Below are 26,087 nucleotides of genomic sequence, written 5' to 3' on the forward strand. Positions count from 1 at the left end.
TCGACGGTGACCATGACCATGACGCAGGCGCTCAACCAGGCGCTGCGGGACGCGATGGCGGCGGACGAACGGGTGCTGGTCCTCGGCGAGGACGTGGGCCGCCTCGGCGGGGTCTTCCGCGTCACCGACGGGCTGCTTGCCGCCTTCGGCGAGCGGCGCTGCCTCGACACGCCGCTGGCGGAGGCCGGGATCGTCGGGTTCGCGGTCGGCCTGGCGATGTACGGCCTCCGGCCGGTCGTGGAGCTGCAGTTCGACGCGTTCGCCTATCCGGCGTTCGAGCAGGTGGTCAGCCATGTGGCGAAGCTGGGCGCACGGACCGCGGGCCGCCTCCGGCCCGCCATGGTGCTGCGCATCCCCTACGGGGGCGGGGTCGGCGCGGTGGAGCACCACTCGGACAGCTCGGAGGCGTACTACGCGCACACGGCGGGCCTGAAGGTCGTGACCCCGGCGACCGTCGCGGACGCCTACTCCCTGCTGCGGGACGCGATCGACGATCCCGACCCGGTGGTGTTCCTGGAGCCGAAACGGCTGTACTGGACCCGGTCGCCGGTGGACCTGCCCGCCCGCGCCGAGCCGCTGGGCCGGGCCGCGCTGCGCCGGGCCGGGCGGGACGTGACGGTCGTGACCTACGGGGCGACGGTCCCGGTCGCGCTGGAGGCCGCCGAGGCCGCCGCCGGGCGCGGCTGGGATGTCGAGGTCGTCGACCTGCGGTCGATCGTGCCGTTCGACGACGGCACGGTCGTCGCCAGCGTGCGGCGCACCGGCCGCTGCGTCGTCCTGCACGAGGCCCAGGGATTCGCCGGGGTCGGCGCGGAGATCGCGGCGCGCGTCCAGGAGCGCTGCTTCCACTCGCTCGCGGCGCCGGTCCTGCGGGTGACCGGGTGGGACGTCCCGTACCCCGCCCCGAAGCTGGAGCACCACCACCAGCCGGGCGTCGCGCGCATCCTGGCCGCGTTCGAGCGCCTGCAGTGGGACGACGAGCCGGACACCCGCTGGCTCGACCCGCCGGGGGGCCGGACGTCATGACCGGTTCGCGTGAGGCAGCCCCCGCGGCCCCGACAGGTACCGCCGCCCGCGCGGGCGGCGCCGGCGGCATGGGCGGAGTCGCCGAGTTCGCCGTCCCCGACCTCGGCGAGGGGCTGACGGAGGCCGTCGTGGTGCGGTGGCTCGTCGAGGTCGGGGACCAGGTCGAGATCGACCAGCCCCTCGTGGAGGTGGAGTCGGCGAAGGCGCTCGTCGAGGTCCCCTGTCCCTACGCCGGGATCATCGAGGCCCGCCACGGGCGTGCCGGCGACGTCCTTCCCGTCGGCTCTCCTCTCGTGCGGGTCCGGGAGCGGACCGCCACGGGCACCGACCAGCCGGCCCGGCCGGCACGCCCGCGGGTCCCGGACTCGTCGCACCCGCCGGTCACAGGCCCGCCGGGGGCGGTGGGCGAGACTCCGCGCCAGGCTCCGGCGATGGCCGCGCCGGCGCTCGTCGGCTTCGGCCCCGCCGCGATGGAACCCGTCCCGGCCAGGCGACCGAGGCCTCCGAAGACGACCACCGCGACCACCGCGACCACCGCGACCACCGCGCCGAGGGTCATCTCGCCGGTGGTTCGGCGGCTCGCCCAGGCCGCGGGCCTCGATCTGGCCGCGGTGCCCACCACCGGCGCCGACGGCATCGTCCGCCGAGCCGACGTCGAACGGCTGCTGGCCGCGGCCGGCCGCGCCGAGGGCCATCCCCCGGCATCCCCCGAGCCGCCCGCCGCACCGGCGGTCCGTCGGATCCCCCTGGCGGCCAGGCGCGTGGTCGTCGAGCGGATGGTGCGCAGCCGCCAGGAGATCCCGGAGGCGACGGCCTGGCGCGACGTGGACTTCACCGACCTGCTCGCGGCCCGCGACGCGATCAACGCCCGGAGTCCGGACCGGCCGGTGAGCGTGCTGGGCCTGCTGGCCAGGATCTGCGTCGCGGGGCTCGCGCGCCATCCCGAGCTCAACGCCACCGTGGACACCGCGCGGGGCGAGATCGTCCGGTATCCGTCGGTCAACCTGGGATTCGCGGTCAACGGCGCCGGGGGCCTCGTCGTCCCCGTCGTCAGGAACGCCGACACGATGACGGCGCCGCGGCTGTCCGAACGGTTCCGGGAGCTGACCTCCCGGGCCCGCGACCGTTCGCTGGTGCCCACCGAGCTCACCGGCGGCACGTTCACCCTCAACAACCACGGCGCCCTCGGCACGGACGGCGCCGTCCCGATCATCAACCATCCGGAGGTCGCGCAGCTCGCGGTGGGCCGCATCGCCGAGCGGCCGTGGGTCGTCGACGGCGAGATCCGCCCGCGGCGCGTGGCTCAGCTCACCGTCGCCTTCGACCACCGCGCCTGCGACGGCGCGCCGGTCGCCGGCTTCATCACCTTCCTGGCCCACTGCGTCGAGCAGCCACTCCTCATGATCACCGAGCTGTAGGAAAGAAGGACGAGGTACCGAAAATGGGCGCGCGAACCGGTAAGGAGTTCCTGGAGGGACTGCTGGACGACCGCGAGGTCTGGCTGGACGGCGAACGAGTGGCCGACGTGACCACGCATCCGCGGACGGCCGGCGCCGCCAGGACCCTCGCCGGCCTGTTCGACCTGCAGCACGAGCGGCCCGACCAGTACCTGGCCGTGGAGCCGGAGAGCGGGGAGACGGTCGCGGTCACGCACCTGATCCCCCGTTCGGCCGCGGACCTGGCCCGCCGGCACGACGCGATCGCCGGCATCGCGCGGCGCACCCTGGGGCTCATGGGCCGCAGCCCGGACTATCTCAACGTCACGCTCGCCGGCTTCGCCGGGCGCCCAGACGTGTTCAGGCGCGGCGGCAACGACGAGGGCACGGCCAACCTGCTCGCCTATCAACGCCACGTCATGTCCCGTGACCTGGCGCTGACCCACGCGATCGTCAACCCGACCGTCGACCGGTCGCTGCCGGAGACCGCCGCCGGCGGCGGCGAGGTCGTCGTGCACAAGGTGGCCGACACCTCGGAAGGGATCGTGGTGCGCGGCGCCCGGGCGCTGGCGACCCTCGCGCCGTTCGCCGACGAGATCTTCGTCTACCCCGGCTATCCGCTGGCCGAGGGCGACGAGCGCTACGCCGTGATCTTCGCGATCCCGATGGCCACCCCGGGCCTGAGGGTGCTCTGCCGGGACAGCTACTCCTCGCCGGCGCCGGCGGCCGACGCGCCCCTGTCGAGCCGGTTCGACGAGCAGGACGCCGTCATCGTGTTCGACGACGTCGAGGTGCCGCGCCACCGCGTGTTCCTCGACGGCGACGTGGATCTGTACAACCGTGTGATGCAACGGTCCGGCTGGACCGCGAACGTCATGCAGCAGACGACGATCCGGGCCATCTCGAAACTCCAGTTCGCCTGGGAGCTCGCGACCAGGATGGCCGAGGCGGTCAACAACACCAGCCCCGCGGCCGTCGAGATGCTCGGCGAGATCTGGAGCTATCTGGAGCTGACCCGGTCGACGCTGATCGCCGCGGAGGCCGGCGCCCACGAGTGGGGGTCGGGCACCTGGTTCTGCGCCGAGCCCCCATTCGCGGCCCTGCGCCCCACCCTGCCCCGCTGGTTCCCCCGGGTGACCGAGATCATCAAGCTGCTGGGCAGCCACAGCCTGCTGGCCACCCCGACCCGGGCCGAGCTGGCGAACCCACTGCTGCGCCCGCTGGTGGAGCGCTACTACCAGGGCGCGAACGGCCTGCCCGCCGACGAGCGGACGGCGCTGTTCCGGCTGGCCTGGGATTTCGTCGGCACCAGCCTCGCCGGCCGCTCCGACCTGTACGAGCGGTTCTACCTCGGCTCGCCGGGCCGTTTCCTGCAGCTCGCCCAGCGCCAGGCGGCCCGCGACGCCGACTTCGCCCTGGTCGCCTCGGTCCTGCCCTGACCCGCCCGGCGAGCACCGCCTCTCGCCTCACCCGCGTCACCCGCGACGGCGGACCGCGGACCGCGGACAACCAGTGGCGCGGGCACAGCACTTGCCCACAACGCGGCATTCGGCCGACGGCCGGGACTCGCTCGACGGCCGGCGCGACCAAGCCGGATGACGCTCTTGGTATCAACTCGGTATCGTATCGGCCATGGCTCTGACCGTGCGAACGGATGACGAACTGGAGCGCGCGCTCACCGTGCTGGCCGCCGCCGAGGGAACGTCCCGCCAGGAGATCATCCGACGGGCGGTACTGGAGCGCTACGAACGTGCCGGCCACGCCGCTCGGGTTGAGGACAGCGCAGACCGGATGATCGAACGCTGGGGCGACGTCCTGCACCGTCTCGGCACAGTGTGACGATGCCGGCGAACCCGGTCATCTACCTTGATCTCGACGATCTGCTCGCGCTCATCCGCGCTCTCGGCGTCGGCCCGGTACGCGATGTGGGTTTGCTCGACGCGGCCGCGTCCCGCCCCCGATCGAGCGCGTTCGGACGGGACGCCTATCCAACGGTCACACTCAAGGCTGCCGCGCTGCTGCAATCACTCGTCCGCAACCACGCACTCGTCGACGGGAACAAACGGCTCGCCTGGCTCGCCGTAGCCGTCTTCCTCGATCTCAATGGACTAGCCGTGGAGATGACCGACGACGCGACCTTCGACCTGGTGATGGACGCAGCACAAGGCAAGGCCGACCTGGAAGAGATTGCCGATCGACTGGTTGTGCTCGCGGTGCCTCACGCGTCCCGGAGGGCCGGCCCGCGGTCCACGACCGGCCCGCACACCACGAGCAGATGAGCACCGCAGCGCTCCGATTCCACACAGAGAGATTCCACACAGAGAGATCGCAGATGAGCCCCTCCGTCCTGCTGCCGGTCGTCGGCGGTGTCGTCGTCCTGGTCGTGGTCGGGCTGGCCTGGTGGGCGGTGCGCGCCCACAACCGGCTGGTCCGGCTGCGCACGCAGGTCCAGTCGTCATGGGCGCAGATCGACGTCCAGCTCCGGCGGCGCCAGTCGCTGGTTCCCAACCTGGTCGAGACCGTGAAGGCGTACGCCGCGCACGAGCGCGCCGCCCTCGACGCGGTCGTCTCCGCGCGGTCAGGCGCCATGGCGGCGGCGCAAGGCCCCGGGCAGCGCGGCGCCGCCGAAGGAATGCTCACCCAGGCGATCGGCCGGCTTTTCGCGGTCGCCGAGGCATATCCCGATCTGAAAGCCAGCCGGAACTTCCTCCCGCTGCAGGGCGAGCTCGGCGAGACCGAGAACAAGATTGCCTATGCGCGCCAGTTCTACAACAGCGCCGTCCAGTCACTGAACGCGGCCGTCCAGTCCATCCCGACGAACATCGTCGCGGCCTTCGGCGGTTTCCACCAGGAGCCCTTCTTCGAGGCGGCGGAGGCCGAGCGCGCGGACATCCGCGTCCAGTTCTAATGGGCCTCGGCTGATGGGCTTCGAGCTGGGCCTCGCGATCGCCGCGATCGTCGGCTGGTTCGCACTGTTCGGAGCCTTCGTGCTGCTGACCAGGCCACGCCGCGTCTCACCCACCGCGCCGACGCAGGACTTCGGCGGCGACGAGCCGCCGGCCGTCGTCAGCCTGCTCGCGCACGGCTGGGAGCACACCGGCGACGCCGCCCGCTCGACCCTGCTCGACCTGGCCGCCCGCCGCCGCCTCGAGCTGCGCCAGCCCGGTGGCGACCCGCGCCAGACGACGATCCACCTGCCCAGGCAGGCAGGCGACGACAGCGACGCCGGCCTCACGAACTATGAGCGACGCGTCCTCGACCGGGTAAAGGGCCTCGCCACCGGCGGGGTGGTCCCGATGACCGCGCTCACCTTCCGCGACCCCGGACAGGCGAAGGCCTGGTCCCGGCGGCTGAAGGCCGAGGTGATCGCCGACGCCCGCCGGCGCGGGCTGACGCGCCGCCGGTTCTCCCGCCAGATCAAGACCGTGCTGATGGTGGCCGCGGCGGCGGCGACGCTCGCGGTGCTCGTCGCGACGCTGCACTACGACCACCGCGCGCATCCCCATGACAACCCGGCCGCCCCGGTGACGATCGTGACCTTGCTGGTGCTGGCCGGGATCGCCAACGTGTCCCTGGGCGAGCGGGACACCCCGGCGGGCCGGGCGGTGGCCGCGCGCTGGCTGGGGCTGCGGGAGTTCCTGCGCGGCGACGAGGCGTTCGCCGAGCTCCCGCCTGCCGCGGTCGCCGTCTGGGACCGCTACCTGTCCTACGGCAGCGCCCTCGGCGTGACCCGCGTCTGCGACGAGGCCGTCGACCTCGGGATGGGCGACCGCACCCTGGTGTGGTCGTCGTTCGGTGGCGGCTGGCACCAGGTCCGGGTGCGTTATCCGAGCCTGTGGGGCCGGTACGGCATGAAGCCGCTCCCACTGGCCGTCTGGGCCTCCTTCTGCCTCGTCGCGGGCATCGCCGTGCTGAACTACCGCGGCCGGGTCGTCGACGGCCTGGCGGGCCAGATCCACGACCTGCTCTGGCTCGTCAGCCTGCTGCTCGGCCTCTACCTGGTGATGCGGGGGGTGTATCGGCTGTTCCGCGTCGCCGCGGACGTGTCCTCGCCGGTGACCCTGACCGGCGAGGTGCTGTGGGACGCGCCCTGGCGGTCGAACTCCAGCGGAGACGACGGCGACAGCGTGCCCTGGCTGTACTACCTGGCCGTCGACGACGGCGGTACGGACGGCTCCGGGTATCCCGGCACGACCGCCTGGGGCGCCCCGCGGGAGCTGTGGGACCGCTACCACGTGGGTGACGTCGTGCGGCTGACCGCCCGGCCGTGGACCCGCCGGGTCCTCGAGATCACCGTTGTCGAGCCGGGCCGGGCCCGCCAGCTGCTCGAGCCGACGTCCGGCGACGCCACCGAGCAGCTCGTCGCCGAGGCGATGGGGGTCGCCCGGCCCGGTCCGCGGCGGACCAGGACCGGCGTGGGCGTGCCGTCGGCCGGCGCGCTGCTGACCGCCGACGAGGTCAGCCGCGGTGTGGCCAGGCAGGTGACGCCGCTCGCGTCGCCGATCGCCACACCGATGCCGGCGTCGATCCAGCTCTTCGAGGCGGACGGCCGCCAGGCGGCGGCCGTCCTCGTCAGCACGGGGCTGGCCGCCCGGCTCGCGCTGCGCTCCCGCCGGGGCGGCACACCGCTCGCGGGCATCGGCGACGAGGCCTATCTGGGTGACCGGTGGGCCATCGCCCGCAGCGGGGACCGCGTGGTAAGCGTGCGGGTCGAGAACAGGGCAGGCCCGCTCCACCCCGACAGCCTGCCCTGGCTGCTGTCGACCGCGGTCAGCCGCCTGCCCGACGACCAGCCGCGCCGCGACCGGCCCAGCGTCTGGGCGTCGTAGGGGGCTGTTGGCACCGCCGCTCCCGAGCCGCGGCGGTGCCAACAGCGGCGTGCTTCCCGTCTGCGGCCTGCGCGGGAAGCACGCTGCCAGGTTGGACGCCGCGCACGGCGGGCGGGTTGCTCCGTCTCCGGCCGAACCGGCGACGAGTTCCCGGCCGACCGGGCGCGCGTGGCACGGCCGCACTCGGGGCCGGCCGCGGGCGAGCCGCTCAGCGGTGGCTGCCGCCGAGCTGGAGGCCGATGACGCCGACAATGATGAGCCCGAGGCAGCTGGCCTTGAGGACGGACATCTCCTCCTTGAAGGCCAGCACGCCGATCATGGCGACGATCGCGGTGCCGACGCCGGACCAGATCGCGTACGCGACCGCGAGCGAGATCGTCCGCAGCGCCCGGGAGAGCAGGTAGAACGACACCGGGTAGCAGGTCGCGACCAGCAGTGTGGGCCAGAGCTTGGTGAAGCCGTTGGACTGCCGCAGCGCGGTCGTCGCCACGATCTCCAGCACGATGGCCAGGGCGAGCTGCACAGCCGCGGTCACTATCCGACCCTAGTCCGCGAATCCGCTGGCCGCGGGGCTGATCCGGCCATGTCACGCGGCGTTCAGCCGACGTCCTCGCGACCACGGGGACGCGGTCGCGAGGGTCGCCCGGACGGCTACCAGGGGCGACCGCCGGGCCCTCCGGGCTGGCCGAACAGGCCGCCGAGGGCGCCGCCGAGGCCCCCCTGCGGGTGGCCGGGCTGGCCGGAGCCGTGCGGGTTGCCCTGCCCGCCGAGCCGGTTGCCGGCGAAGCCGCCCTGGCCCATGCCGAACAGCCCGGCCGGCCCGTTGCCGGACAGCGCCTGGTACGGCGGCAGCAGCTCACTCGGCTGAATGATCGCGTAGCCGTCGCCGGCGAACGACATCTGCCAGCTCTCGCCCGTGTTGCCGCGCGGCTTCCACGCCGACGAGGACGTCACGGCGGCCTCCATCGAGACCTGCAGTCCGCTCGACCAGCCGACGACCGCGTCCGCGTCCGCGAAGTAGTAGTTCTGCGGGGTCACCCGCATGACCAGCGGCGCGCCGGTGGTGCACAGCGCGACCTTGCCGGAACCGGTCAGCTCGACCTGGTAGCTGCCGACGCCCGCGATGCCGACGTCGCTCTGGATTCGGACGATGTTCCAGTTCAGGCTCATGTCGAACGCGAGCACGTTGCGCCCGTCGATGGTCAGGCCGTCGCGGCCGTCCAGGTCGAGCAGGAAGATGTCCTGCGCCTGGTAGGCGAGGAAGACACTGCCGGCGCCGGACACCTTCATCAGGTGCAGGCCCTCGCCGTCGCCGAAGAGGTGGCTGAAGTGCCCAGCCCACCCCTCCCACTGCCCGTCGAACTGGGCGGCGCCCTGGTAGGCGACCATCGAGCCGGCGCGGGCGAAGAACTCCCGCATGCCCTGGGCGCCGAGCGTGGCCTTGAGCATCTTGCCGTTCTGCAGCGTGAACCGCTCGGCGCTGGCCACCTCGGGGTTGTCCAGCAGCGAGCTGCGAATCCCGGCGCTCGGGTTGCCGCCCATCCCGCCCATCCCGCCGGGCGGGGGTGGCATACCGGGGGGCATCCCGCCGGGCGGGGGCGGCATGCCCGGCGGCATCCCGCCGGGCGGCGGCGGGAACCCGCCGGGGCCGCCGGGCGGCGGCGGGAACCCACCGCCCGGGGGTGGTGGGTAGCCGCCACCGGGAGGCGGCGGGTATCCGCCGGGCTGGGGCGGATAGCCCCCTCCGGGGGGAGGCGGGTAGCCGTGGCCGGGCGGCGGCGGTGGGTAGCTCATGACGTCGTCCTTCCAGCCACGACGGGGCCAGCGGCGGGCCTGTTGACGGTGGGCTGCATGGTCATCCCCGGACCGAGAAGTGCGGGCGCTCGTCCTCGCTCGGCTGCACGACGACGAAGCCCTGGCCATGGAAGCCAAGCTGGAACGACTCGCCCGAGCCGCGGCCGAACATGCTGCCGAAACCGGCGGTGCGCCGCTTCTCGATGCTCAGGCCCTCGGTGAATGCGACCAGCGCGTCGGTGTCGACGAAGGTCGGCGCCTCGCGGGTGTCAAGCATGATCGGGTTGCCCTTGGAGACCATCGCGACCCAGCCGGCGCCCTGGGTGTTGTTGCGGATGACCACGTTGAACATGCCCATCCCCGACAGCATGGTCACACCCTTCACCCGCTCGATCCCCCACTGCAGGCTGGCGTCGAAGGCGAGGATGTTCTTGCCGTTCACCGACACGGCCTCACCCGGGGTGAGCTGCATGACGATGACGTCCTTGCCGTAGTCGGCGAGGTAGAGCAGGCCCTGGCCGCGCGCGGTCATCAGCGGGACACCCTCGCCGGTGGCCCAGCTGGACGCCAGCCGGCGCACCTCCGGCGGCTGCGGGTCGAACTCGATCAGGCCCTCATAGCCGATCATCGACCCGGACCGGGCGAACAGGTCGAAACCCGGCCACATGACCACCTTGGCGATCTTCGACCCGTGCTTGCTCATCCGGTCCATGACCGGCGTCGGGCCGTAGTGCTGAATCAGCTGTCCCTGCACCGCGGGCTCCTCGTCTGCGTCTGCGCCGCCAGAGTCACCTCTGGCCAAGTACGGGCCGTGGTCATCCGCGGGCTCACACCTCGTACGGCTGGACGACGATGAAGTGGCCGCCGCCCATCCCCTGGAACTGCAGGTTGTGTGACTCGCCGCTGGCCGTGTGGTAGACCTGCCGCGAGATCCGGACCTGCGACGAGACGCTGACGCGCATCCCGACGGTCCAGGCGACCAGCGCGTTGATGTCCCCGAACGTCGGCCCCTGCACGGGCAGCGTCATCGGCGTGCCCTTCGTCATCACGACGATCGTCCCCGGCCCGGTCATCTCGAAGTGGAAGATGCCGCCGCCCGGGATGCCGGCGCTCTCGATCCGCTTGACCTCGTTGGTGATGGTCGCGTCGAACGCCAGCACGTTCTTGGTGTTGACGCACAGCTTCTGGCCGGGGCCGAGCTCGACGATGTGCAGGTCGGCCGCGTCCTGGGCGAGGAACACCTCGCCCTGGCCCTTGCAGGTCATGAGCTTCAGGCCCTGCCCGGTGAGCTTCTCCTCGAGCATCCCGCGCAGGCCGCGGCTCTTGTAGTCGAAGTCGATGTTGCCCTGGTAGGCGACCATCGAGCCGCGCAGCGCCAGCGCGTCCTCGCCGAGGCGGACCTTGACCAGCTTGCTGTTCTGCTGCACCCAGCGGCCCTGTGCCTGGTTCTCGGCATACGGGGTGAGGCTCGCCATCGCGCCCGGCGGCACCGGCTGCGCCTGCGACGGCGGCGGCTCCTTGTACAGGTTCACCAGCGGCGACGCGGCGCCGGCCGCCGCGGCCGGCGGCTGGCCGTAGCCCGGCCGCGGCGCGGGCGGCTGGCCATAGCCCGGCGCCTGGGACGCGGCGGGCGCCGGCGGACGCGCAGCCGGTCCACCGGGGGGCGGCGCGAAGCCACCAGCCGGAGGGGGTGGCGGCGCGAAGCCACCAGCCGGAGGGGGTGGCGGGGCGAAGCCGCCCGCCGCGGGCGCGGGCGGCGGCGCGGGCGCCGGATCCTCGACCTCGCCGCCGAAGGAGCGGATGAGCTCCGCGAGCCCGCCGGCGAAGCCCTGCCCGTTCGCGGTGACCCGCCAGACGCCCTTGCGGTACACGTCGCCGATCATGACGGCGCGCTCGGAGGTGAAATCGGCCCCGGTGAACGGGTACCGCATCACCTCCTGGCCGCCGACGACGATCCGGAAGTAGCCGGAGGTGATCTGGCTCCCGCTGCCGGCACCATCGAGCGCCGCGCAGAACGACAGCTTGTGGATCGAGGGCGGCACGGCGTCGAGGGTGATCCGGAACGACTCGGTGTCGCCCGACTGGGCGCCAAGCTGCTGGATCGAGCCCTCTGGCGACTTCGGCTGGTTGAAGAAGATGAAGTACCGGTCGTCGGAGAGCCGGTCGTTCGCGTCCAGGCCGAAGCAGGAGATGTCCCAGCTGGTGCCCGGAGCGTTGACCTGGATGCCGATGTACAGGTCAGTGCCCTGCGTGATCGCGGACAGCTGGCTCTTCTGTCCTCGACCGAACTGCGTGACCACGCTGTTCCTCCCGCCCCGCCCTACGATCCCCGACCGCGATCCCGGCCGGCCCGGCCCCGGCGCTGATCCCGCGCCGCGGCCACCGGGCGCCGACACCACCGATGTGACCAATCCCATGGTCGCACCACCGGCGGGCACCCGATGTGGACCGGACTGACCGGAACCTAACAGTCCACGGCCAAGGTCATCTCATCACCTGGCGCCACCGAGGTGTCAACCGGCGGACAGCGCGGGACAGGACGCGCGCCGCGCAGGACGGCACGCGCACAGCGACGACTCCGGCAGCACTGTGCTGGCAGCCATGCACACCGGCCGGATGCCCGGCTGGTCGCGCGACGACCATTGTCGGGCAGATGTGGGACCTGTCACGACGGTCGTTCCAGGTCGCCTAACGGCATCCAGGGGCGCGAGGCTTCGCCATCGTCGCGCCCCTTTTGGCTAGCATCACCCAAAGGCCTCCAGGAGCGCGAGGCTTCGCCATCGTCGCGCCCCTTTTGGCTGGCATCACCCAAAGGCCTCCAGGAGCGCGAGGCTTCGCCATCGTCGCGCCCCTTTTGGCTGGCATCACCCAAAGGCCCCCAGGAGCGCGAGGCTTCGCCATCGTCGCGCCCCTTTTGGCTGGCATCTTCCGAGCCGCCGGCGCCGCCACGATCAGCCACGCCGTTCGAGCTCGCGCCATCCGGGGTCCCGGCTCCGGCCACGGGCGCGGGTGGCTCGTCGTCCGCGAACGGCAGCGGACCGAGCTGGAAGGCGGACGCGGCGGCGAACACCGCGTCCGGCTCAGCTGGCTCGGCCACCGGCTCGACACCCCGGCGCCGCCTGCGCGGCCATGGCGCCGGCAGCCACAGTGACAGCGCCAGCACCAGCAGCGCCGCCATCGGCAGCACCAGGTACAGCCCGGTCGCGCGCACCCGCATGTCGACCAGGCTTATGACGTAGCTGCCCGCGTTCGGCGGCAGCTGGTCCAGCACGCCCGGCGAGCGGACCAGGTGGCCTATCCAGCCGGCGAGCAGGGAGCCCGCGAACCCACCGGCCGTGAGTCCCGCGGGGACCGGCCAGCCAGCGTCGGCGGCCCGGAGACGGGCGAGCACGCCGGCGGCGATGCCGGCACCCAGGCAGATGAACCCGAATGTCGCGTCGATGTCGGCCTGCGTGGTGAACGCGTTCTCGCTGCCGCTGATGCTGGCCGCGACGTCCAGGTGCGGCGCGGTGGCCGCCCACAGCAGGCCCAGCAGCGGCCCGGCGGCGGTGAGCGCGAGCAGGCAGACGATCCCCGCGCCCACCCCGGGAAGCCAGTACAGCCGGGCGAACCATCCGGCGAGGCCGACGAGGAAGGACCAGACCCGCTGCTTCACGCGGTCCCCGCCCGGCGCAGCGCCCCGGCGGCGGCCGCCAGGGTGACGACGGCGACTAGGGCGCACACTCCCAGGTCGAGGGCGACGATGCCCCAGCGGACCGACGGCAGGAACGTCTCGGTGAGGGCGTCGACGGCGTAGCTGCTCGGCAGCACGTCGCGCACCAGCCAGCCGACGCCGGGCAGGCGGTCGGACGGGATGATCCCGAGGAAGAGCACGATGCTCATGCCGAGCTGGCCGGCGATGGTGGCGAGCTCGGGACGGGGCGCGAGCAGCCCCGCCGCGGCGCCGATGCCCGCTAGGCTCCCGCCGGCGAGCAGCGCCACCGGGGCGAGGACCCACAGGCCGGACAGCGGAAGATCGAACAGCAGGGCGCCCGTGACGGCGGTGACGACGACGCCGGGGACGGCGAACGTCGCGTAGGAGGCGGCCGTGCCGAGCACCACGGCGGTACCGGGCACCGGCAGCGTCAGGTAGTAGTCGAGCGCCCCGGCGGCGCGCAGCGCGCCGAACCGCTGCGCGAGCAAGTTCAGCGCGACGAACGCGACGACGAGCACGGTGCACCCGGCGACGACCTGGGCACAGGTGGTCACGTCGGAGACGCTCACGACGCCGCGCAGCAGCAGCAGGATCCCCACCGACTGCAGGGTGGCGACGAACATCAGCGGCATGCGGGCGACCTTGCCGCGCGAGAGCTGCCCCCGGTAGACGGCGGCGAAGGCCGCCAGGAACGGCGTGCGCCCCGGCATCACGGGGACGACCGGCACGGTGCCGCCGCCTACGGCGCCCGCGGCGGTGGCTGCTCCCGGGGTTCCCACCCGGTCGGCGGGGCCGAGCGGGGAGGCCTGGGGGCCGCCAGCCGCGGGGATGCCGCCGGGGACGACGGGGGCGACGGTCACCGGGGCACCAGCCCTGGCCGGGGGTCGCGCGCGCGGGTGGGAGTCATGTGCGCTCCAGGTCGCGGGAGGTGCCGCCGAGCGACAGGTAGACGTCTTCCAGGGACGGCGTCGCCAGGCTGAAGTCGTCGAGGGCGGCGAACGCCGGGCCGGTGGTGAGTAGCGCGAGCGCCTCGCGGGCTTGCTCCGGAGACATCCGGACCGTCCAGCGCCGGCCCGCGCGGGTCGCCTCGGCGCCGAGCCAGCGCACGGTCGGGTCGTCGTCCGGCGGATCCTCGCGCCAGGCCAGCTCGAGACGCACGTCCGAGTCGACGAGGGCCTTGAGGCGGCCGGGCGTGTCGCAGGCGATCACCCGGCCGGCGTCGAGCACCGCCACCCGGTCGAGCACCGTCTCCGCCTCCAGCACGTTGTGGGTGATGAGGACCACCGTCACACCGGCCTCGTCGCGCCGCCGCCGCAGCGCGGCCCAGACAGCCCGTCGGCTGCGCGGGTCGAGCCCGGTTGTCGGCTCATCCAACACCAGCATCGGCCGGGAGCCGACCAGTGCCGTCGCGACGCAGGCCAGCCGGCGCTGGCCGCCAGAGATCTTCCCGAGCGGCCGCTCGGCGACGCCGGTGAGCCCGAGCTCGTCGAGCACGGCGTCCCGCTCGGCCCTGGCCGCGGCCTTCGTCAGACCGCGCATCCGGCCGGTGGTCTCGACCGCGGTGGCGACCGGCAGGTCGGCCAGCGCCAGATCGCTCTGGCCGAGATAGGCGGCGAGCCGCGCCGGCAGGTCCGGCCGGGCGACGACATCGTGCCCGAACAGCTCAATGCTGCCCTCGTCCGGCCGTAGCAGCCCCATCATCAGCCGCACCAGCGTCGTCTTCCCCGCCCCGTTCGGCCCGAGAATCCCGAACACCTCGCCAGCGGGGACGTCGAGGTCAATGCGGTCGTTGGCGACCACAACGGTGTCCCCTGCCCGGTGCCGACGGGTCAGGCCCCGGACGGCGAAGCTACGCACCCAACCATTCTCCCGTACGCCAGGCGTTGTACGTACGGCCGCACTGTCCGGAACGTCACTCGCCCGGCCGCGCGCGGTGTGCGCTCGAGGCCGCGCGACCGCGGGCGGGGCGAACGTCACACTGTTCAAACGTCACGAGACGCTCATCCGTGCCCGGCCACCGCCACCGCCCGCGGCCGTGAGGCGCGCGGGCGGGCACCGCCGTTTCAGACGGCGCTGCTCATCCAGACGACGATGTCGAGCATCCGCAGCGAGGAGACGGGCGGGCCGCCGGCGGGGACGAGGGTGGCCAGGCGCTGGAACTCCTCGGCGTTCTCGCGCAGGTCGTACTGCATGGCGCGGACCAGCAGCTGCATGTACTGGCGCCAGGAACGGCCGTCCTTCGGCGCCGCCGGGACGCAGTTCTCGTGCTGGTAGAAGATCCGAACCTTGGAGTCGAACAGCGGGATGAGGGTGGGGCGCTTGCGGTGCAGCACCTTGGCGATCAGTGAGCCCTTGACGTCGCGGTCGGAGACGTCCGGGTCGTCGAGCGGGTCGTAGAGCGCGGCGACCAGGTCGAGGGTGACGTCGTCGGCCTCGATCAGCTCGATCCCGGGCGGCAGCTTGTCCAGCGCGCGCTGGAGCAGTGGCATCAGCGCGGTCAGGGTGTGCAGCCGGTCGATGTCCACGCCGACGCCCAGCAGGCAGGGAGCGAGCAGGTCCCCGGTGCAGAGCAGGTCCGAGTCACCGTTCGTGACCAGGCCGTCGTAGTACGGGTAGGCGTAGCGCAGCCCGCGCCTGCGTGGTCCCAGATACTCCTCGAGCAGGCTCTCCGCGTCGAAGACCTCCCGGGTGCCCATCGCCAGCTTCACCGAAAGCTCCTCATCCTTCACGTCTGGTGCCGTCTCTGGCCATGCGAGCGCCGTCGGCCGTCCGCCCGTGAGGGTGTTTCCCCCGGTACCAGGTCACGCGGGGCCAGTGCCCCAAACAGTACGGCCGAGCGTGGCGCTCCGTGACCATCCGTCGGAATCGTCACTGATCGCCCCGAGCACCCAGCGGCGATCCCCGCGCGCCACTTCGGTCGGTACGGGCATCTCATCATCTCCCGACCCGCCATCCCCGGGAAGCACTGGTTACCGCCCAGCAGGCGCGCTGCCAGCCTGTCCCCGGCTGTCCTTTTTGGACCAGCCCGCCCGGTGGAACAGGACGGTGTCACCCGAGCCGGCGGCAACCCGGAGACACCCGCCACGATGCGGTGACGTCGCGGTCACGATGTGGTGACGTAGCGATATGGACGAGTTCCCAGCCGACGTCATCACGGTCGCCGCGTGCCTCCGGGGCGGCGACGGGGGCAGCCCCACCGCGGTCGTCACGGACAGCGGAGGGTTCGGCGACGCGGAGCTGGCGCGCATTCCCGCGAGGATGGGCACCTCGCACGTGGCCGCCATCGCCCCGGGCGTCGGCGCGCGGGGCGAGCGGGAGGTCCGGTTCTTCACGGCGACGGGCGAGCTACCCGGATGCGGCCACGGAACGGTCGCCGCGATCGCCGTTCTCACGCTCCAGGCGGCGGGGGCGGCCTTCCAGGGCCCACTGCGGGTGGCCGGGAAGGACGTCGAAGCCACCGGCGGGCTCGCGGCCGGATCCGGCGAGGGCGACGTCATCGAGGCCTGGTTCAGCCAGGGGCTGGTGGAGCATCGCGCCGCCACGGACGCGGAGCGCTGTGCGTTCCTGGCCGCTCTCGGCCTGGCGCCGGACGCGCTGCACCCCAAGGACGACGTGTCCATCGCCTCGCCCGGCAGCGAGCGCCTGCTGATCCCCGTCACCGACCGCGCCGTCCTGGCCGGGATCCGTCCCGACCAGGAGCGGCTGGCCGTCGCGAGCCGCCGGCACGGGCAGCTCGGCTGCTTCGTCTACGTCCCGCCGTCGCTCACCGAGCCCGCGGCGGCCCGCATGTTCGCCCCCGCCATCGGCGTGCCCGAAGACGTCGCCAACGCCAACAGCACCGGCTGCCTCGCCGCGCACCTCCTGCTCAGCGGCCACCTCGGCGACAGCGACCCGACGGTCGCCGTCGACCAGGGCGACGCCCTCGGGCACCCGTCCACCGTCCACGCCACCGCCACCCGCACCCCCCGCGGCATCACCACCCAGGTCGGCGGCACCGCCCGCGTCCTCCCCCAGCCCTCATAGCCAGCCGCGGCCGCACCCATACCGTCCACCATGTGGGCGCGGTAGTTGCTGGGCATTGACGGTGAAGATGACGACCTCCGCAAGCTCGATCCCGGCCTCGAGCTGATCACGGTCTGGAGTCTCGCCGGCGTCGCCGGACCCCTTCCACGGAACGGGCCCGGCGACGTCCGCGAGGCCGCCGGGGCTAGCTGGCCGCCGGTTCGGCGACGCCGAGGGCGAAGGTGAGGCCCAGGTCGTCGGCGGTGTGGTGGGTGCCGGCGGGGAGGCCGCCCTCGACGAAGCGGACGGCCAGGATCTCGTCGGCGACGGTGGCGGCGTGCTCGCGCAGGGCTCTGGCGGTGTCCTCCTTCGAGGCAGCCCACCAGACGTCGATGCGGTCGGTGATCTCCAGGCCGGAGCTCTTGCGGGCGTCCTGAAGGGCACGAACGACGTCACGGGCGAGGCCCGCGCGGGCGAGCTCGGGGGTGATCTCCAGGTCGAGGGCGACCGACAGGCCCGACTCGGAGGTGACCGCCCAGCCCTGCCGCGGCGTCTCGGTGACGATCAGCTCGTCGCCGGAGAGCTCGATCCGCTCGCCGTCGACCTCGACGGCGAGCACCCCGTCGACGGGGAGGCCCGACGTGGCGACGGCGGCGGCGACGGCGGGCGTGCGCTTGCCGAAGCGGCGGCCCAGCGCCCGGAAGTTCGGCTTGACGGTGATGTCGACAAGGTCGGCGGTCGCGCCCTCGACGATGGTCACGTTCAGCTCGTCGGCGATCTGCGCGCGCAGGTCGGCGGGCAGCGCCTCGAACGCGGCACCGCCGACCACGGCGCGCGGCAGCGGCTGGCGGGTGCGCACCGCGCTCGCCGCCCGGGCCGCGCGGCCGAGCTCGACGATCCGGCGAACAAGGTCCATCTGCTCGGACAGCGTCTCGTCCACCCACTCGGCGGGCAGCTCCGGCCAGCTCGCCAGGTGCACCGAGTCCGGCGCGCCCGGGGCCGCGGCGAACAGCCGTGCCCACAGCCAGTCGGTGAGGAAGGGGGCAAGCGGGGCCATCGCCCTCGTCACGCCGTCCAGGCAGCGGTAGAGCGTGTCCAGCGCGTCCGGGTCGCCGTCCCAGAACCGGCGCCGCGAGCGGCGGACGTACCAGTTGGACAGGTCGTCGATGAACCGGGTCAGCCGCCGGCCGGCGCGCAGCGAGTCGAAGCCCTCCAACGCCTCGTCGACCTCGCGGACCGTCGCCGCCAGCTCCGAGAGCGCCCAGCGGTCGAGCACCGACCGGTCGGCCGGTGCCCTGCCGGGCGCGGCCGTGGGGTCCCAGTGCGCGGCGGAGGCGTAGAGGGCAAAGAACGAGGCCGTGTTCCAGTAGGTCAGCAGGACCTTGCGGACGATGTCATCGATCGCCTCGTGACCGACGCGGCGGTCCGACCACGGCGAGCCACCGGCGAGCATGAGCCAGCGGACCGCGTCCGCGCCGTGCCGCTCGAACAGGGCGAACGGGTCGAGGACGTTGCCCAGGTGCTTCGACATCTTGCGGCCCTCGGCGTCGAGCAGCAGGCCGAGGCACAGGACGGTCTCGTAGCTCGACTGGTCGAAGACGAGCGTCCCGATGGCCATCAGCGTGTAGAACCAGCCGCGGGTCTGGTCGATGGCCTCGCAGATGTACCGAGCCGGGTAGTGCTTCTCGAACTCGGCCTGGTTGCGGTGCGGGGCGCCCCACTGGGCGAACGGCATCGCGCCACTGTCGTACCAGACGTCGATCACCTCGGGCACGCGCCGGGCGGTGCCGCCGCAGCCGGCCCGCTGGCAGGTCAGCGTCACCTCGTCGACGAACGGGCGGTGCGGGTCCAGGCCGGACAGGTCCCGGCCGGTGAGCGTCGACAGCTCGGCGAGCGAGCTGACGCAGGTCAGGTGGGCCGAGTCGTTCTCGCAGCGCCAGATGGGTAGCGGGGTACCCCAGTAGCGGTTGCGGGACAGCGCCCAGTCGACGTTGTTACGCAGCCACTCGCCGTAGCGGCCATGTTTGATCCGGTCCGGGTGCCAGTCGGTCTTCTCGTTCTCCTCGACGAGCCGGTCGCGGACCACGGTGGTGCGGATGTACCAGCTGGGCAGCGGGTAATAGATCAGCGGCGTGTGGCAGCGCCAGCAGTGTGGATAACTGTGCACATAGCTGGTGCCGCGCCAGAGCAGCCCGCGGGCCTGAAGGTCCGCGGACAGCGGCGCGTCGGCGTCCTTGAAGAACATCCCGCCGACGAGCGGGACCTCGGGCAGGAAACGGCCGTTCGAGCCGATCGGGTTGACGACCGGCAGGCCGTTCGCCCGGCAGACCGCGAGGTCCTCGGCGCCGAACGCCGGTGACTGGTGGACCAGGCCGGTGCCGTCGGTGGTGGTGACGTAGTCGGCGAGCACGACCGAGTGCGGGGCGGCGGGCGCCGCGCCGGTGGCGTGCCGGCCGGCGACGCCGTCAGCGCCCGGCTCGAAGCGGGCGGCGTCGAGCAGCTCGAACGGGCGGCGGTAGCGGGTGCCGGCGAGCTGGGCGCCGGTCAGCCGGTCGACGACCTCGGCGTCCTCGGCGGCGTCGCCCAGGGCGGCCGCCAGCAGCGGCTCGGCGACGACGAGGTGCTCACCGGCGGCGGTGCGGGCGAGGACGTAGGTGACGTCAGGGTGGGCGGCGACGGCGGTGTTGGAGACCAGCGTCCAGGGCGTGGTCGTCCAGACGAGCAGCTTGGCGTCGCGTTCCGGGGTGAAGTAGCCCTCGGGACCGGTGCCGGCCACGACCGGGAAGCGGACGTAGACGGACGGGTCGGCGACGTCCTTGTAGCCCTGGGAGACCTCGTGGTCGGAGAGCGGCGTCTCGTCGCGGGGGCAGTACGGCGTGACGCGGAAGTCCTCGACCAGCAGGCCCTTGTCGAAGATCTGCCGCAGCGACCACCACACCGACTCGATGTAGGGGGTGTCCATCGTGCGGTACGCGCCGTCGAGGTCGACCCAGTAACCCATCCGCTCGGTCATCGCGGAGAAGTCGGCGACGTGGCGCAGCACCGACTCCCGGCAGCGGGCGTTGAACTCGGCGATCCCGAACGTCTCGATGTCGCTCTTGCTGGTGAAGCCGAGCTCCTTCTCCACCGCGAGCTCGACGGGAAGGCCGTGGCAGTCCCAGCCGGCCTTGCGAGGAACGTGGTAGCCCTTCATCGTCCGGTAGCGCGGGAAGACGTCCTTGAAGACCCGTGCCTCGACGTGGTGGGCGCCCGGCTTGCCGTTGGCGGTCGGCGGGCCCTCGTAGAACATCCACAGCGGCGCGTCGGCGCTCGCCCGCAGGGAGCGTTCGAAGATCTTGCTGTCGCGCCAGCGGTCGAGGGTCTCCTGCTCGAACGCCGGCAGGTCGACCTTCGCCGGCAGCGGCGCGAACGCCGCCGAGCGGGCGGCGCTGGGCGCGGCGGGCGCGGCGGCTGGCGCGGCTGGGGTGCTGGTGGGTGTGGGGGTGCTCATCGCTGTGGGGTCCCGGTCTCCGTCGGACGTGGCAGTTCCGGCGGAGGGACGACGCCACGCCACTTCCCCAGGGCCGCTATCGGCCTCGGGACGGGCGGGGCACCGCGGTACCACCCTCCTTGCGCGCCGCCAGGTCACCGACCCCGCGACGGCCACTCATTCGCGCCACGGCTGCCGGATCTACTGACGCCCCAGCTCTCTCGAACTTCCTGGGGCCGCGTTCTCCCGACGACTCAGGGGTGATCTTCACGACGCGCTAACCACCGGGCTTCCACCGTCCCCGGCTCGCTCAGGCTGCGCCCGCCGCTACTCGTCCCCATCGACGCCTTGCCGCTGGCTTGCTGCGCCCAGCGTAGCTGACCGCTCGACGGGCTGGCACCGGGTTTCCGCGCAAGATCACGTCGGACAACGCCTACGCCGACGACATGAAGCGACCGAGGCGACGAGCGGACGGAGGGCGGGGCGAAGGCAGCGGAGCGGGCGAACGTCCGCACCGGGCACCCGCGGGCTCACGATGGCCGGACACTGGCCTTGCGTAGCGGCACAGTTGGCGGGCCGGACGCCCTTGCGTCACACCGAACCAACCGGTCCCGATGGAATCGGGCACGCACGTGGCGTAGGTCCGTCTCCTGGGGTTTCTGCGGTGGTCATGTCGACGTTTCCCCCAGTGGCGCCCACGCGGTCATACTCGACATGACGCAGAAAGTCGGCCCTTTCCGGGGCAGCCCGGACGGACGCTGAGGACGGGTGAAGGATGAGCGCGTCGACCTGGGACCGGTTCGCGGAGAAGCTGCGGCAGGCGAGCCGGAAGAAATCGGTGCGAACACCGTTCGGAGTCCGGATGTCCGACGGCGCGTCGTTCCTGGTTGGTGACGGCGAGCCACGGTTCTGGCTCGAAAGCCGGGGCAGCGCCGGGGACCGGGCACTGTCGTCGATGGACCTGTTCCAGGTGGGTGACGCGTTCATTGCCGGCGCGTTCGACATTAACGGCGACGTGGTGGCGGCCTTTGCCGCCCGCAGGGTCTTCTCCGACTTCCATCCGATCGTCTGGACCAAGCGGTTCGCGCCGCTGGCGCTCGGCGCGCGCGGCCAGCGCAAGAAGGACGACGAGGCGATCGCCGCGCACTACGACGAGGACGCCGACTTCTTCCGCACGTTCCTCGACAGCGAGTTCCGCTGCTACACCCACGGGGTCTTCACCGCGGACACGGAGCCGCTGGAGGCCGCGATGGCAAACAAGATGCGCTACGCCTACGACGCATTGGAGCTCGGGCCGGGGGCGCGGGTGATCGAGGTCGGCGGCGGCTGGGGGGCGTTCCTGCAGTTCGGCTCCGAGCAGGGCGCGCGGGTGACCTCCCTCACGCTGTCGCGGGCGTCCGAGGCCTTCATGAACGACCTCGCCAAGGAGCGCGGCTACGACGGGGCCACCGTCGTGCGCCAGCACCTGTTCGCCTACGAGGGCGGAGGCGAAACGTACGACGCGCTGGTGAACATGGGCGTCACCGAGCACCTGCCCGACTACGAGACGACGCTGCGCAAGTACGCCGCGCTGGTCCGCCCGGGCGGGCGGGTCTACCTGGACGCGGTCGCGATGCGCCGCAAGCACCATCTGTCCAGCTTCATGAGCCGCCACATCTACCCCGGCCGGTCGACCCCGATGGTGCTGCACGACTATCTGGCCTGCGTGGCGAGGTCAGGCCAGTTCCGGGTACGGACCGTGATAGAGGACACCCACAACTACATGCTGACCTGCCGGGCATGGGCGCTGAGGCTCGACGCCGCGCGCGAGCAGGTCGTCGATCGCTGGGGCCAGGAGATGTACCTGAAGTTCCGCGCGTTCCTCTGGGGCTCGACGGCCGGTTTCGTCACCGGCCAGCTCGAGGCCTACCGCATCGTCCTGGAGCGCCTGGGCACCCCCGACCCCGCCCCGCTGACCCCCTGAGCCGCCCCGTCAGGGCGGGATTCCCGACTGGACAATCTGGCCCGCCAGCCGCGACACGTCGCCCACCGCCCTGCCCGCCTGAGCCTTCTCCGAGCTGACCACCGCCGTCGCGGCGCCCCCGAACATCCCTTGGCCAGGTGTCGAACCGCGCGGCAAGGTGTGGCGTCGTTCGGGTGAGCCGGTCACACAGCCCCATCGGTGTCGGGGCGATGGACGATCCCACTCCGGCAAGTAATGCGCGCGGCCTGGCCACAAATGGTGACGGCGCATCAGCGCAGCGCCAACTCAGCCACCTCGCCAGCCCGGGACCGGCCCTACCACCGCCATATGCCAGGAGCCGGATCCACGCGGGGAGGGCGCTCAGCGCCCGACGGCGGCGCCCGGGTGCGGGCGCGGAGCGTCCGGCACCGGGACCGCCGTACAGTTGACGACGTGGGAGAGGCGCCGACCAGCGAGGGCGACGTACCTGGGCCGGGGGCGCGGGGCGATGATGAGGAGACCTCCATCGCGCGCGCATACCTGGACTGGGGCAAGGGCCCCGATCTGGCGGCCGGGAAGGCCACCGGCGCGCACGCCGGTCAGTCCGCGCAGCCGCGGGCCGACGGTGCGCCCGGCGGGGTCACCCGGCCCGGCGATGACGGGCAGGATGGAGGGGGCGGAGGGTCCGCCCCACACACCACCCCGCCCCGCCGGTCCGACGGACGGGTGGTGGGCGTGCGGCGGCCGATCATGGTGCTGCTCGCCACCAGCCTCGGCGTTGTCCTGCTGGACGCCATCACGAAGATCATCGTGGTGGCGAAGCTGACCGGGCACGACTCCGTCACGCTGGTCCCGGGTGTGCTCGAGCTGCGACTGACCCGTAACTCGGGCGCCGCGTTCAGCATCGCCGGCGGCGCGACGGCCCTGTTCAGCCTCATCGCGGTGGCCGTGATCGTCGTGGTCGCGTTCACCGCGCGCAAGCTCGGCTCCCGAGGCTGGGCCGTGGTGCTCGGCGCGATCGTCGGCGGCGCGGTCGGCAACCTCATCGACCGGCTGGTGCGCTCCCCCGGCCCGCTGCGCGGCCACGTCGTCGACTGGATCTACCTGCACCACTGGCCGATCTTCAACATCGCCGACTCCTCGATCGTCGTTGGCGCCGTCCTCGCCGTCGTGCTCTCCGCGCTCGGCATCGGCCTCGACGGCACGCGCCTGGCCCGGCAGGACCCGGCCGGTCCGGCCGAGGCGGCCAAGCCGGCCGAGACGGGTGACGCGTCGGGCACGCCCGAGACGGACAGGCCGTCCGAGCCGGCGGGACGGGAGTGACGGCGGTGCGGGCCGGCGAGCAGCGGTCCTTGCCGGTTCCGGACGGGCTCGACGGCCTGCGCCTGGACGCCGCGCTCGCGCGGATGTTCGGCCTGTCCCGGACGGTGGCCGCGGCGATGGTCGACGACGGGCAGGTCAGCGTCGACGGCCAGGTGCCCAGCCGGTCCGACCGGGTCCGCGGCGGCGCCTGGCTGGACGTCGAGCTGCCGCCCCCGCCGGGCCCGGTCGTCGAGGCGGCGCCGACACCGGTCGAGGGCCTGACCATCCTGCACGACGACGACGACATCATCGTGGTCGACAAGCCGGTCGGTGTCGCCGCGCACCCGGCGCCCGGGTACACCGGCCCGACCGTGATCGGCGCGTTGGCCGCCGCCGGCTACCGGGTCTCCACGTCCGGCCCGGCCGAGCGCCAGGGGGTCGTGCACCGCCTCGACGTCGGCACGACCGGAGTCATGGTCGTCGCGAAGAGCGAGTCGGCCTATACGGCGCTCAAGCGGGCCTTCCGGGAGCGGACGGTCGACAAGCGCTACCGCGCGGTGGCTCAGGGCCATCCCGACCCGCTGCGCGGCACGATCGACGCCCCGATCGACCGGCACCCCCGCAAGCCCGGGCTGTTCGCCGTCGTCGCGGACGGCAAGCCCAGCATCACCCACTACGACACCGATGAGGCGTTCCGGGCGGCGTCGCTGCTGATCATTCGGCTGGAGACCGGGCGGACCCACCAGATCCGGGTCCATCTCGCCGCGCTGCGCCACCCCTGCGTCGGTGACCTGGCCTACGGCGCCGACCCGACGCTCGCGGAGAAGCTCGGCTTGCGCCGGCAGTGGCTGCACGCCTTCGAGCTTTCGTTCGAACATCCGGCGGACGGGCGGCCGGTGACGTTCACGAGCCCCGACCCACCCGACCTCGCCGAGGCGTTGGAGCGGCTCCGGGCGATGTCGTGAGCCGGCTTCCGTCGCCGGTGCGCGCCAGCGACCCGGGGGACGATCGGACCTCCCAGCAGACCTCCCAGATCACGACCTCCCAGATCGGCTTCGCCGATCCGGCAGGGACCCCGTCCGGCGATCCGGCAGGGACCCCGGCTTCGCGATCCGGCAGGAACCCCGGCCGGGTGCGCGAAAGAAGAGCATTTTCGCGCACCCTTTGGTCCTCCAGGGCCGGTTCGGCACGCTACACGGCGGACGCGGTCACGCACCGGGCTACCGCGGCGGTGGTGGAGGCCGCGACGGCCAGCGGCGCCGGGATAGCGAAAGCGGCGGACCGGGCCGGGCCGGTGCTCGACCGGCTCGACGACGCGCTCGTCCCCAGGACCGGCCGGGCGCTGGAGGCGGTGGTCGGCGCCGCCGCGGCCACCAGCAGGACGGTCACGGCGGGGCTGCTGCGCCTCGCGCTGCGCACCCGGCTGCTGCCCGGACCGCCCGAACCGCCCGCGCCCGCGCCCAGGCCCCGGACCGCGGACGGCGGGTCCGGCCCAGACGCCGGGTCCAGCCCGTCCCCCGCCGCCGCGAGGGACGCCTCCGCGTCGGCCGTGGCGGAGGGGCCCTCGGTCGGCCGGGCATTACTGGAGCGCGGCGCGCGGATCGCCGTCCTCGGCCTCGTCGCGATGATCGTGTTAAGCGCCGCCGCGGCCCTGCTGCCCGGGATGGACGGCCAGCCCCGCACCGAGCCGGCGAGCCCGCCGCCGGGCGGCGCACCGGCTGGGCAGGCGGACGCGGCCGTCGTGCCCAGCGTGACGATCGGACCGACCGCGGGAGAGTCGACGGCGGACTACGTGGGCGGCGCGGATCAGTCGCTCGTAGCGCTCGCCGAGGCCGCGCCGGAGGCGGACCTGCTGGCGGTGGTGAGCTTGAACGACTACCGGACCCCCGACGGCCTGCAGGCGCTCCTCGCCACCTACCGGGTGACGCAGGTCTTCTTCACCGTGCCGGGGTCGGGCACGGTACACCAGGCGGAGGTGCGCACCCCGGTGGACGACGTGCTGGCCGCGCTCGCCGCGCAGGCGGCCGAGTCGTCGAGGCGAGCGGCGACGGCCACCGACCCCGCGGCCCGGGAGCGCGCGTCGGCGCAGGCGCAGACGATGCGCGGCGGCCGGAGCTGTTCCTGCCTGTTCGCCGCCGTCGTGCGGGCGTCCGCCGCCCGGCTCCTCGCGCTGCGCCAGGACTCTTCGGTCCGCGTCATCGACGCCGCCCCACCGGCCACACTGGAGAACGCCGTCCGCTTCATCCCGGTGACCCCCGAATCCCGGTGACCCCCGACCACCCGTAACAAGCGCCCCGCGACCGACCTGGCGGGCTCGCGGGCAGGCCGCCGACGTCGGCTCAGGAGCTGACGGAACCTCGGGCGGCGGCGCGGCGGACCCGCCGGGCGGCGCCCAGCGGGAGCACGCCAGCGGCGAGGAGGGTCAAGGCCAAAGAGGCATAGACACAGGCCGTCGGGCCCACCGCGCCGACGACCAACAGTACCGCGGCGACCACCAGCGCCGCGCCGCTCAGAACGATCACCTCGACCACCTCCGTCGTTTCACCACTATCCCCGCCGGCGACGTCCCGGTGGGTGAGGCGCTGACGGAGGC

At 73.0% G+C, this 26,087-nt stretch carries 22 protein-coding genes; 12 read left to right on the forward strand and 10 right to left on the reverse strand.

All coding sequences use genetic code 11. The features are described 5' to 3' along the window. The first annotated feature begins 18 nt into the window (after positions 1 to 18). The 7 genes from QOZ89_RS15835 (at position 19) to QOZ89_RS15865 (ending at position 7,291) form a co-directional block, all read left to right on the forward strand. Positions 19 to 1,026 carry an alpha-ketoacid dehydrogenase subunit beta gene (locus tag QOZ89_RS15835; protein WP_198543665.1) on the forward strand — a complete coding sequence of 336 codons (1,008 nt, stop codon included), beginning with the start codon at positions 19 to 21 and terminating at the stop codon, positions 1,024 to 1,026. After that, a complete protein-coding gene (locus QOZ89_RS15840) occupies positions 1,023 to 2,444 on the forward strand; it encodes a dihydrolipoamide acetyltransferase family protein (RefSeq protein ID WP_241842470.1) in 1,422 nt (473 codons plus the stop codon). The genes QOZ89_RS15835 and QOZ89_RS15840 overlap by 4 nt, the downstream gene beginning before the upstream one ends. Positions 2,445 to 2,467: 23 nt before the next feature. Then, entirely contained in the window at positions 2,468 to 3,901 is a 1,434-nt protein-coding gene (locus QOZ89_RS15845) for a 4-hydroxyphenylacetate 3-hydroxylase family protein (protein WP_071054891.1), read from the forward strand. A 205-nt stretch (positions 3,902 to 4,106) separates the two neighbouring features. Next, a complete protein-coding gene (locus QOZ89_RS15850; RefSeq protein WP_241842471.1) occupies positions 4,107 to 4,301 on the forward strand; it encodes a ribbon-helix-helix domain-containing protein in 195 nt (64 codons plus the stop codon). A 2-nt stretch (positions 4,302 to 4,303) separates the two neighbouring features. Then, a complete protein-coding gene (locus tag QOZ89_RS15855; protein WP_071054895.1) occupies positions 4,304 to 4,741 on the forward strand; it encodes a type II toxin-antitoxin system death-on-curing family toxin in 438 nt (145 codons plus the stop codon). Between the two features lie 53 nt (positions 4,742 to 4,794). Continuing rightward, entirely contained in the window at positions 4,795 to 5,370 is a 576-nt protein-coding gene (locus tag QOZ89_RS15860; RefSeq protein WP_071054897.1) for a LemA family protein, read from the forward strand. A gap of 13 nt (positions 5,371 to 5,383) precedes the next feature. Then, on the forward strand, positions 5,384 to 7,291 hold the full coding sequence (locus QOZ89_RS15865; RefSeq protein WP_071054899.1) for a DUF2207 family protein: 1,908 nt from the start codon (positions 5,384 to 5,386) through the stop codon (positions 7,289 to 7,291). 208 nt (positions 7,292 to 7,499) lie between these two features. On the opposite strand, the gene QOZ89_RS15870 is transcribed toward QOZ89_RS15865, so the two are convergent. From QOZ89_RS15870 to QOZ89_RS15905, 8 genes are all read right to left on the reverse strand, one after another. Continuing rightward, positions 7,500 to 7,826: a DMT family transporter gene (locus tag QOZ89_RS15870; protein ID WP_071054901.1), complete on the reverse strand. Its 327-nt coding sequence runs from the start codon at positions 7,824 to 7,826 to the stop codon at positions 7,500 to 7,502. A gap of 116 nt (positions 7,827 to 7,942) precedes the next feature. Continuing rightward, positions 7,943 to 9,085 carry an AIM24 family protein gene (locus tag QOZ89_RS15875; protein ID WP_071054903.1) on the reverse strand — a complete coding sequence of 381 codons (1,143 nt, stop codon included), beginning with the start codon at positions 9,083 to 9,085 and terminating at the stop codon, positions 7,943 to 7,945. A 61-nt stretch (positions 9,086 to 9,146) separates the two neighbouring features. Next, positions 9,147 to 9,839 (reverse strand): AIM24 family protein, encoded by a 693-nt coding sequence (locus tag QOZ89_RS15880; RefSeq protein WP_071054904.1) that lies wholly within the window; start codon positions 9,837 to 9,839, stop codon positions 9,147 to 9,149. 73 nt (positions 9,840 to 9,912) lie between these two features. Beyond that, positions 9,913 to 11,385 carry a TerD family protein gene (locus tag QOZ89_RS15885; protein ID WP_312624126.1) on the reverse strand — a complete coding sequence of 491 codons (1,473 nt, stop codon included), beginning with the start codon at positions 11,383 to 11,385 and terminating at the stop codon, positions 9,913 to 9,915. Between the two features lie 365 nt (positions 11,386 to 11,750). After that, a complete protein-coding gene (locus QOZ89_RS15890; RefSeq protein ID WP_071054912.1) occupies positions 11,751 to 12,740 on the reverse strand; it encodes a hypothetical protein in 990 nt (329 codons plus the stop codon). Next, a complete protein-coding gene (locus QOZ89_RS15895) occupies positions 12,737 to 13,639 on the reverse strand; it encodes an ABC transporter permease (protein WP_083420168.1) in 903 nt (300 codons plus the stop codon). The genes QOZ89_RS15890 and QOZ89_RS15895 overlap by 4 nt, the downstream gene beginning before the upstream one ends. Positions 13,640 to 13,682: 43 nt before the next feature. Further along, positions 13,683 to 14,636, reverse strand: coding sequence for an ABC transporter ATP-binding protein (locus QOZ89_RS15900; protein ID WP_071054913.1), 954 nt, complete (start codon positions 14,634 to 14,636; stop codon positions 13,683 to 13,685). Positions 14,637 to 14,842: 206 nt separating this feature from the next. Beyond that, positions 14,843 to 15,487 carry a DUF6308 family protein gene (locus tag QOZ89_RS15905; protein WP_071054915.1) on the reverse strand — a complete coding sequence of 215 codons (645 nt, stop codon included), beginning with the start codon at positions 15,485 to 15,487 and terminating at the stop codon, positions 14,843 to 14,845. 418 nt (positions 15,488 to 15,905) lie between these two features. On the opposite strand from QOZ89_RS15905, the gene QOZ89_RS15910 reads away from it, so the two are divergent. Next, a complete protein-coding gene (locus tag QOZ89_RS15910; protein WP_071054917.1) occupies positions 15,906 to 16,802 on the forward strand; it encodes a PhzF family phenazine biosynthesis protein in 897 nt (298 codons plus the stop codon). 184 nt (positions 16,803 to 16,986) lie between these two features. Here the strand turns inward: QOZ89_RS15910 and ileS are convergent, their stop codons facing one another. Continuing rightward, positions 16,987 to 20,271, reverse strand: coding sequence for an isoleucine--tRNA ligase (ileS, locus tag QOZ89_RS15915; RefSeq protein WP_071054919.1), 3,285 nt, complete (start codon positions 20,269 to 20,271; stop codon positions 16,987 to 16,989). Positions 20,272 to 21,025: 754 nt separating this feature from the next. On the opposite strand from ileS, the gene QOZ89_RS15920 reads away from it, so the two are divergent. From QOZ89_RS15920 to QOZ89_RS15935, 4 genes are all read left to right on the forward strand, one after another. Continuing rightward, the gene (locus tag QOZ89_RS15920; RefSeq protein WP_312624127.1) at positions 21,026 to 22,213 is read left to right on the forward strand and encodes a class I SAM-dependent methyltransferase; all 1,188 of its coding nucleotides are present in this window, start codon (positions 21,026 to 21,028) and stop codon (positions 22,211 to 22,213) included. A gap of 432 nt (positions 22,214 to 22,645) precedes the next feature. Continuing rightward, on the forward strand, positions 22,646 to 23,515 hold the full coding sequence (gene lspA / locus QOZ89_RS15925) for a signal peptidase II (protein ID WP_241842473.1): 870 nt from the start codon (positions 22,646 to 22,648) through the stop codon (positions 23,513 to 23,515). After that, entirely contained in the window at positions 23,512 to 24,459 is a 948-nt protein-coding gene (locus QOZ89_RS15930; RefSeq protein ID WP_083420170.1) for an RluA family pseudouridine synthase, read from the forward strand. The genes lspA and QOZ89_RS15930 overlap by 4 nt, the downstream gene beginning before the upstream one ends. A gap of 269 nt (positions 24,460 to 24,728) precedes the next feature. Next, a complete protein-coding gene (locus tag QOZ89_RS15935; RefSeq protein WP_312624128.1) occupies positions 24,729 to 25,763 on the forward strand; it encodes a hypothetical protein in 1,035 nt (344 codons plus the stop codon). 70 nt (positions 25,764 to 25,833) lie between these two features. Here QOZ89_RS15935 and QOZ89_RS15940 read toward each other — a convergent pair whose 3' ends face one another. After that, positions 25,834 to 26,016 (reverse strand): hypothetical protein, encoded by a 183-nt coding sequence (locus tag QOZ89_RS15940; RefSeq protein ID WP_071054972.1) that lies wholly within the window; start codon positions 26,014 to 26,016, stop codon positions 25,834 to 25,836. Positions 26,017 to 26,087 lie beyond the last annotated feature (71 nt).

The organism is Pseudofrankia coriaricola (assembly GCF_032027725.1).
Classification (GTDB): Bacteria; Actinomycetota; Actinomycetes; order Frankiales; family Frankiaceae; genus Pseudofrankia.

Excerpts from the sequence above, each read along its gene's own strand:
- QOZ89_RS15835 (WP_198543665.1), top strand. The coding sequence starts at position 19 with ATGACGCAGGCGCTCAACCAGGCGCTGCGGGACGCGATGGCGGCGGAC.
- QOZ89_RS15840 (WP_241842470.1), top strand. The coding sequence starts at position 1,023 with ATGACCGGTTCGCGTGAGGCAGCCCCCGCGGCCCCGACAGGTACCGCC.
- QOZ89_RS15845 (WP_071054891.1), top strand. The coding sequence starts at position 2,468 with ATGGGCGCGCGAACCGGTAAGGAGTTCCTGGAGGGACTGCTGGACGAC.
- QOZ89_RS15855 (WP_071054895.1), top strand. The coding sequence starts at position 4,304 with ATGCCGGCGAACCCGGTCATCTACCTTGATCTCGACGATCTGCTCGCG.
- QOZ89_RS15860 (WP_071054897.1), top strand. The coding sequence starts at position 4,795 with ATGAGCCCCTCCGTCCTGCTGCCGGTCGTCGGCGGTGTCGTCGTCCTG.
- QOZ89_RS15865 (WP_071054899.1), top strand. The coding sequence starts at position 5,384 with ATGGGCTTCGAGCTGGGCCTCGCGATCGCCGCGATCGTCGGCTGGTTC.
- QOZ89_RS15875 (WP_071054903.1), bottom strand. The coding sequence starts at position 9,085 with ATGAGCTACCCACCGCCGCCGCCCGGCCACGGCTACCCGCCTCCCCCC.
- QOZ89_RS15910 (WP_071054917.1), top strand. The coding sequence starts at position 15,906 with ATGGACGAGTTCCCAGCCGACGTCATCACGGTCGCCGCGTGCCTCCGG.
- ileS (WP_071054919.1), bottom strand. The coding sequence starts at position 20,271 with ATGAGCACCCCCACACCCACCAGCACCCCAGCCGCGCCAGCCGCCGCG.
- QOZ89_RS15920 (WP_312624127.1), top strand. The coding sequence starts at position 21,026 with ATGAGCGCGTCGACCTGGGACCGGTTCGCGGAGAAGCTGCGGCAGGCG.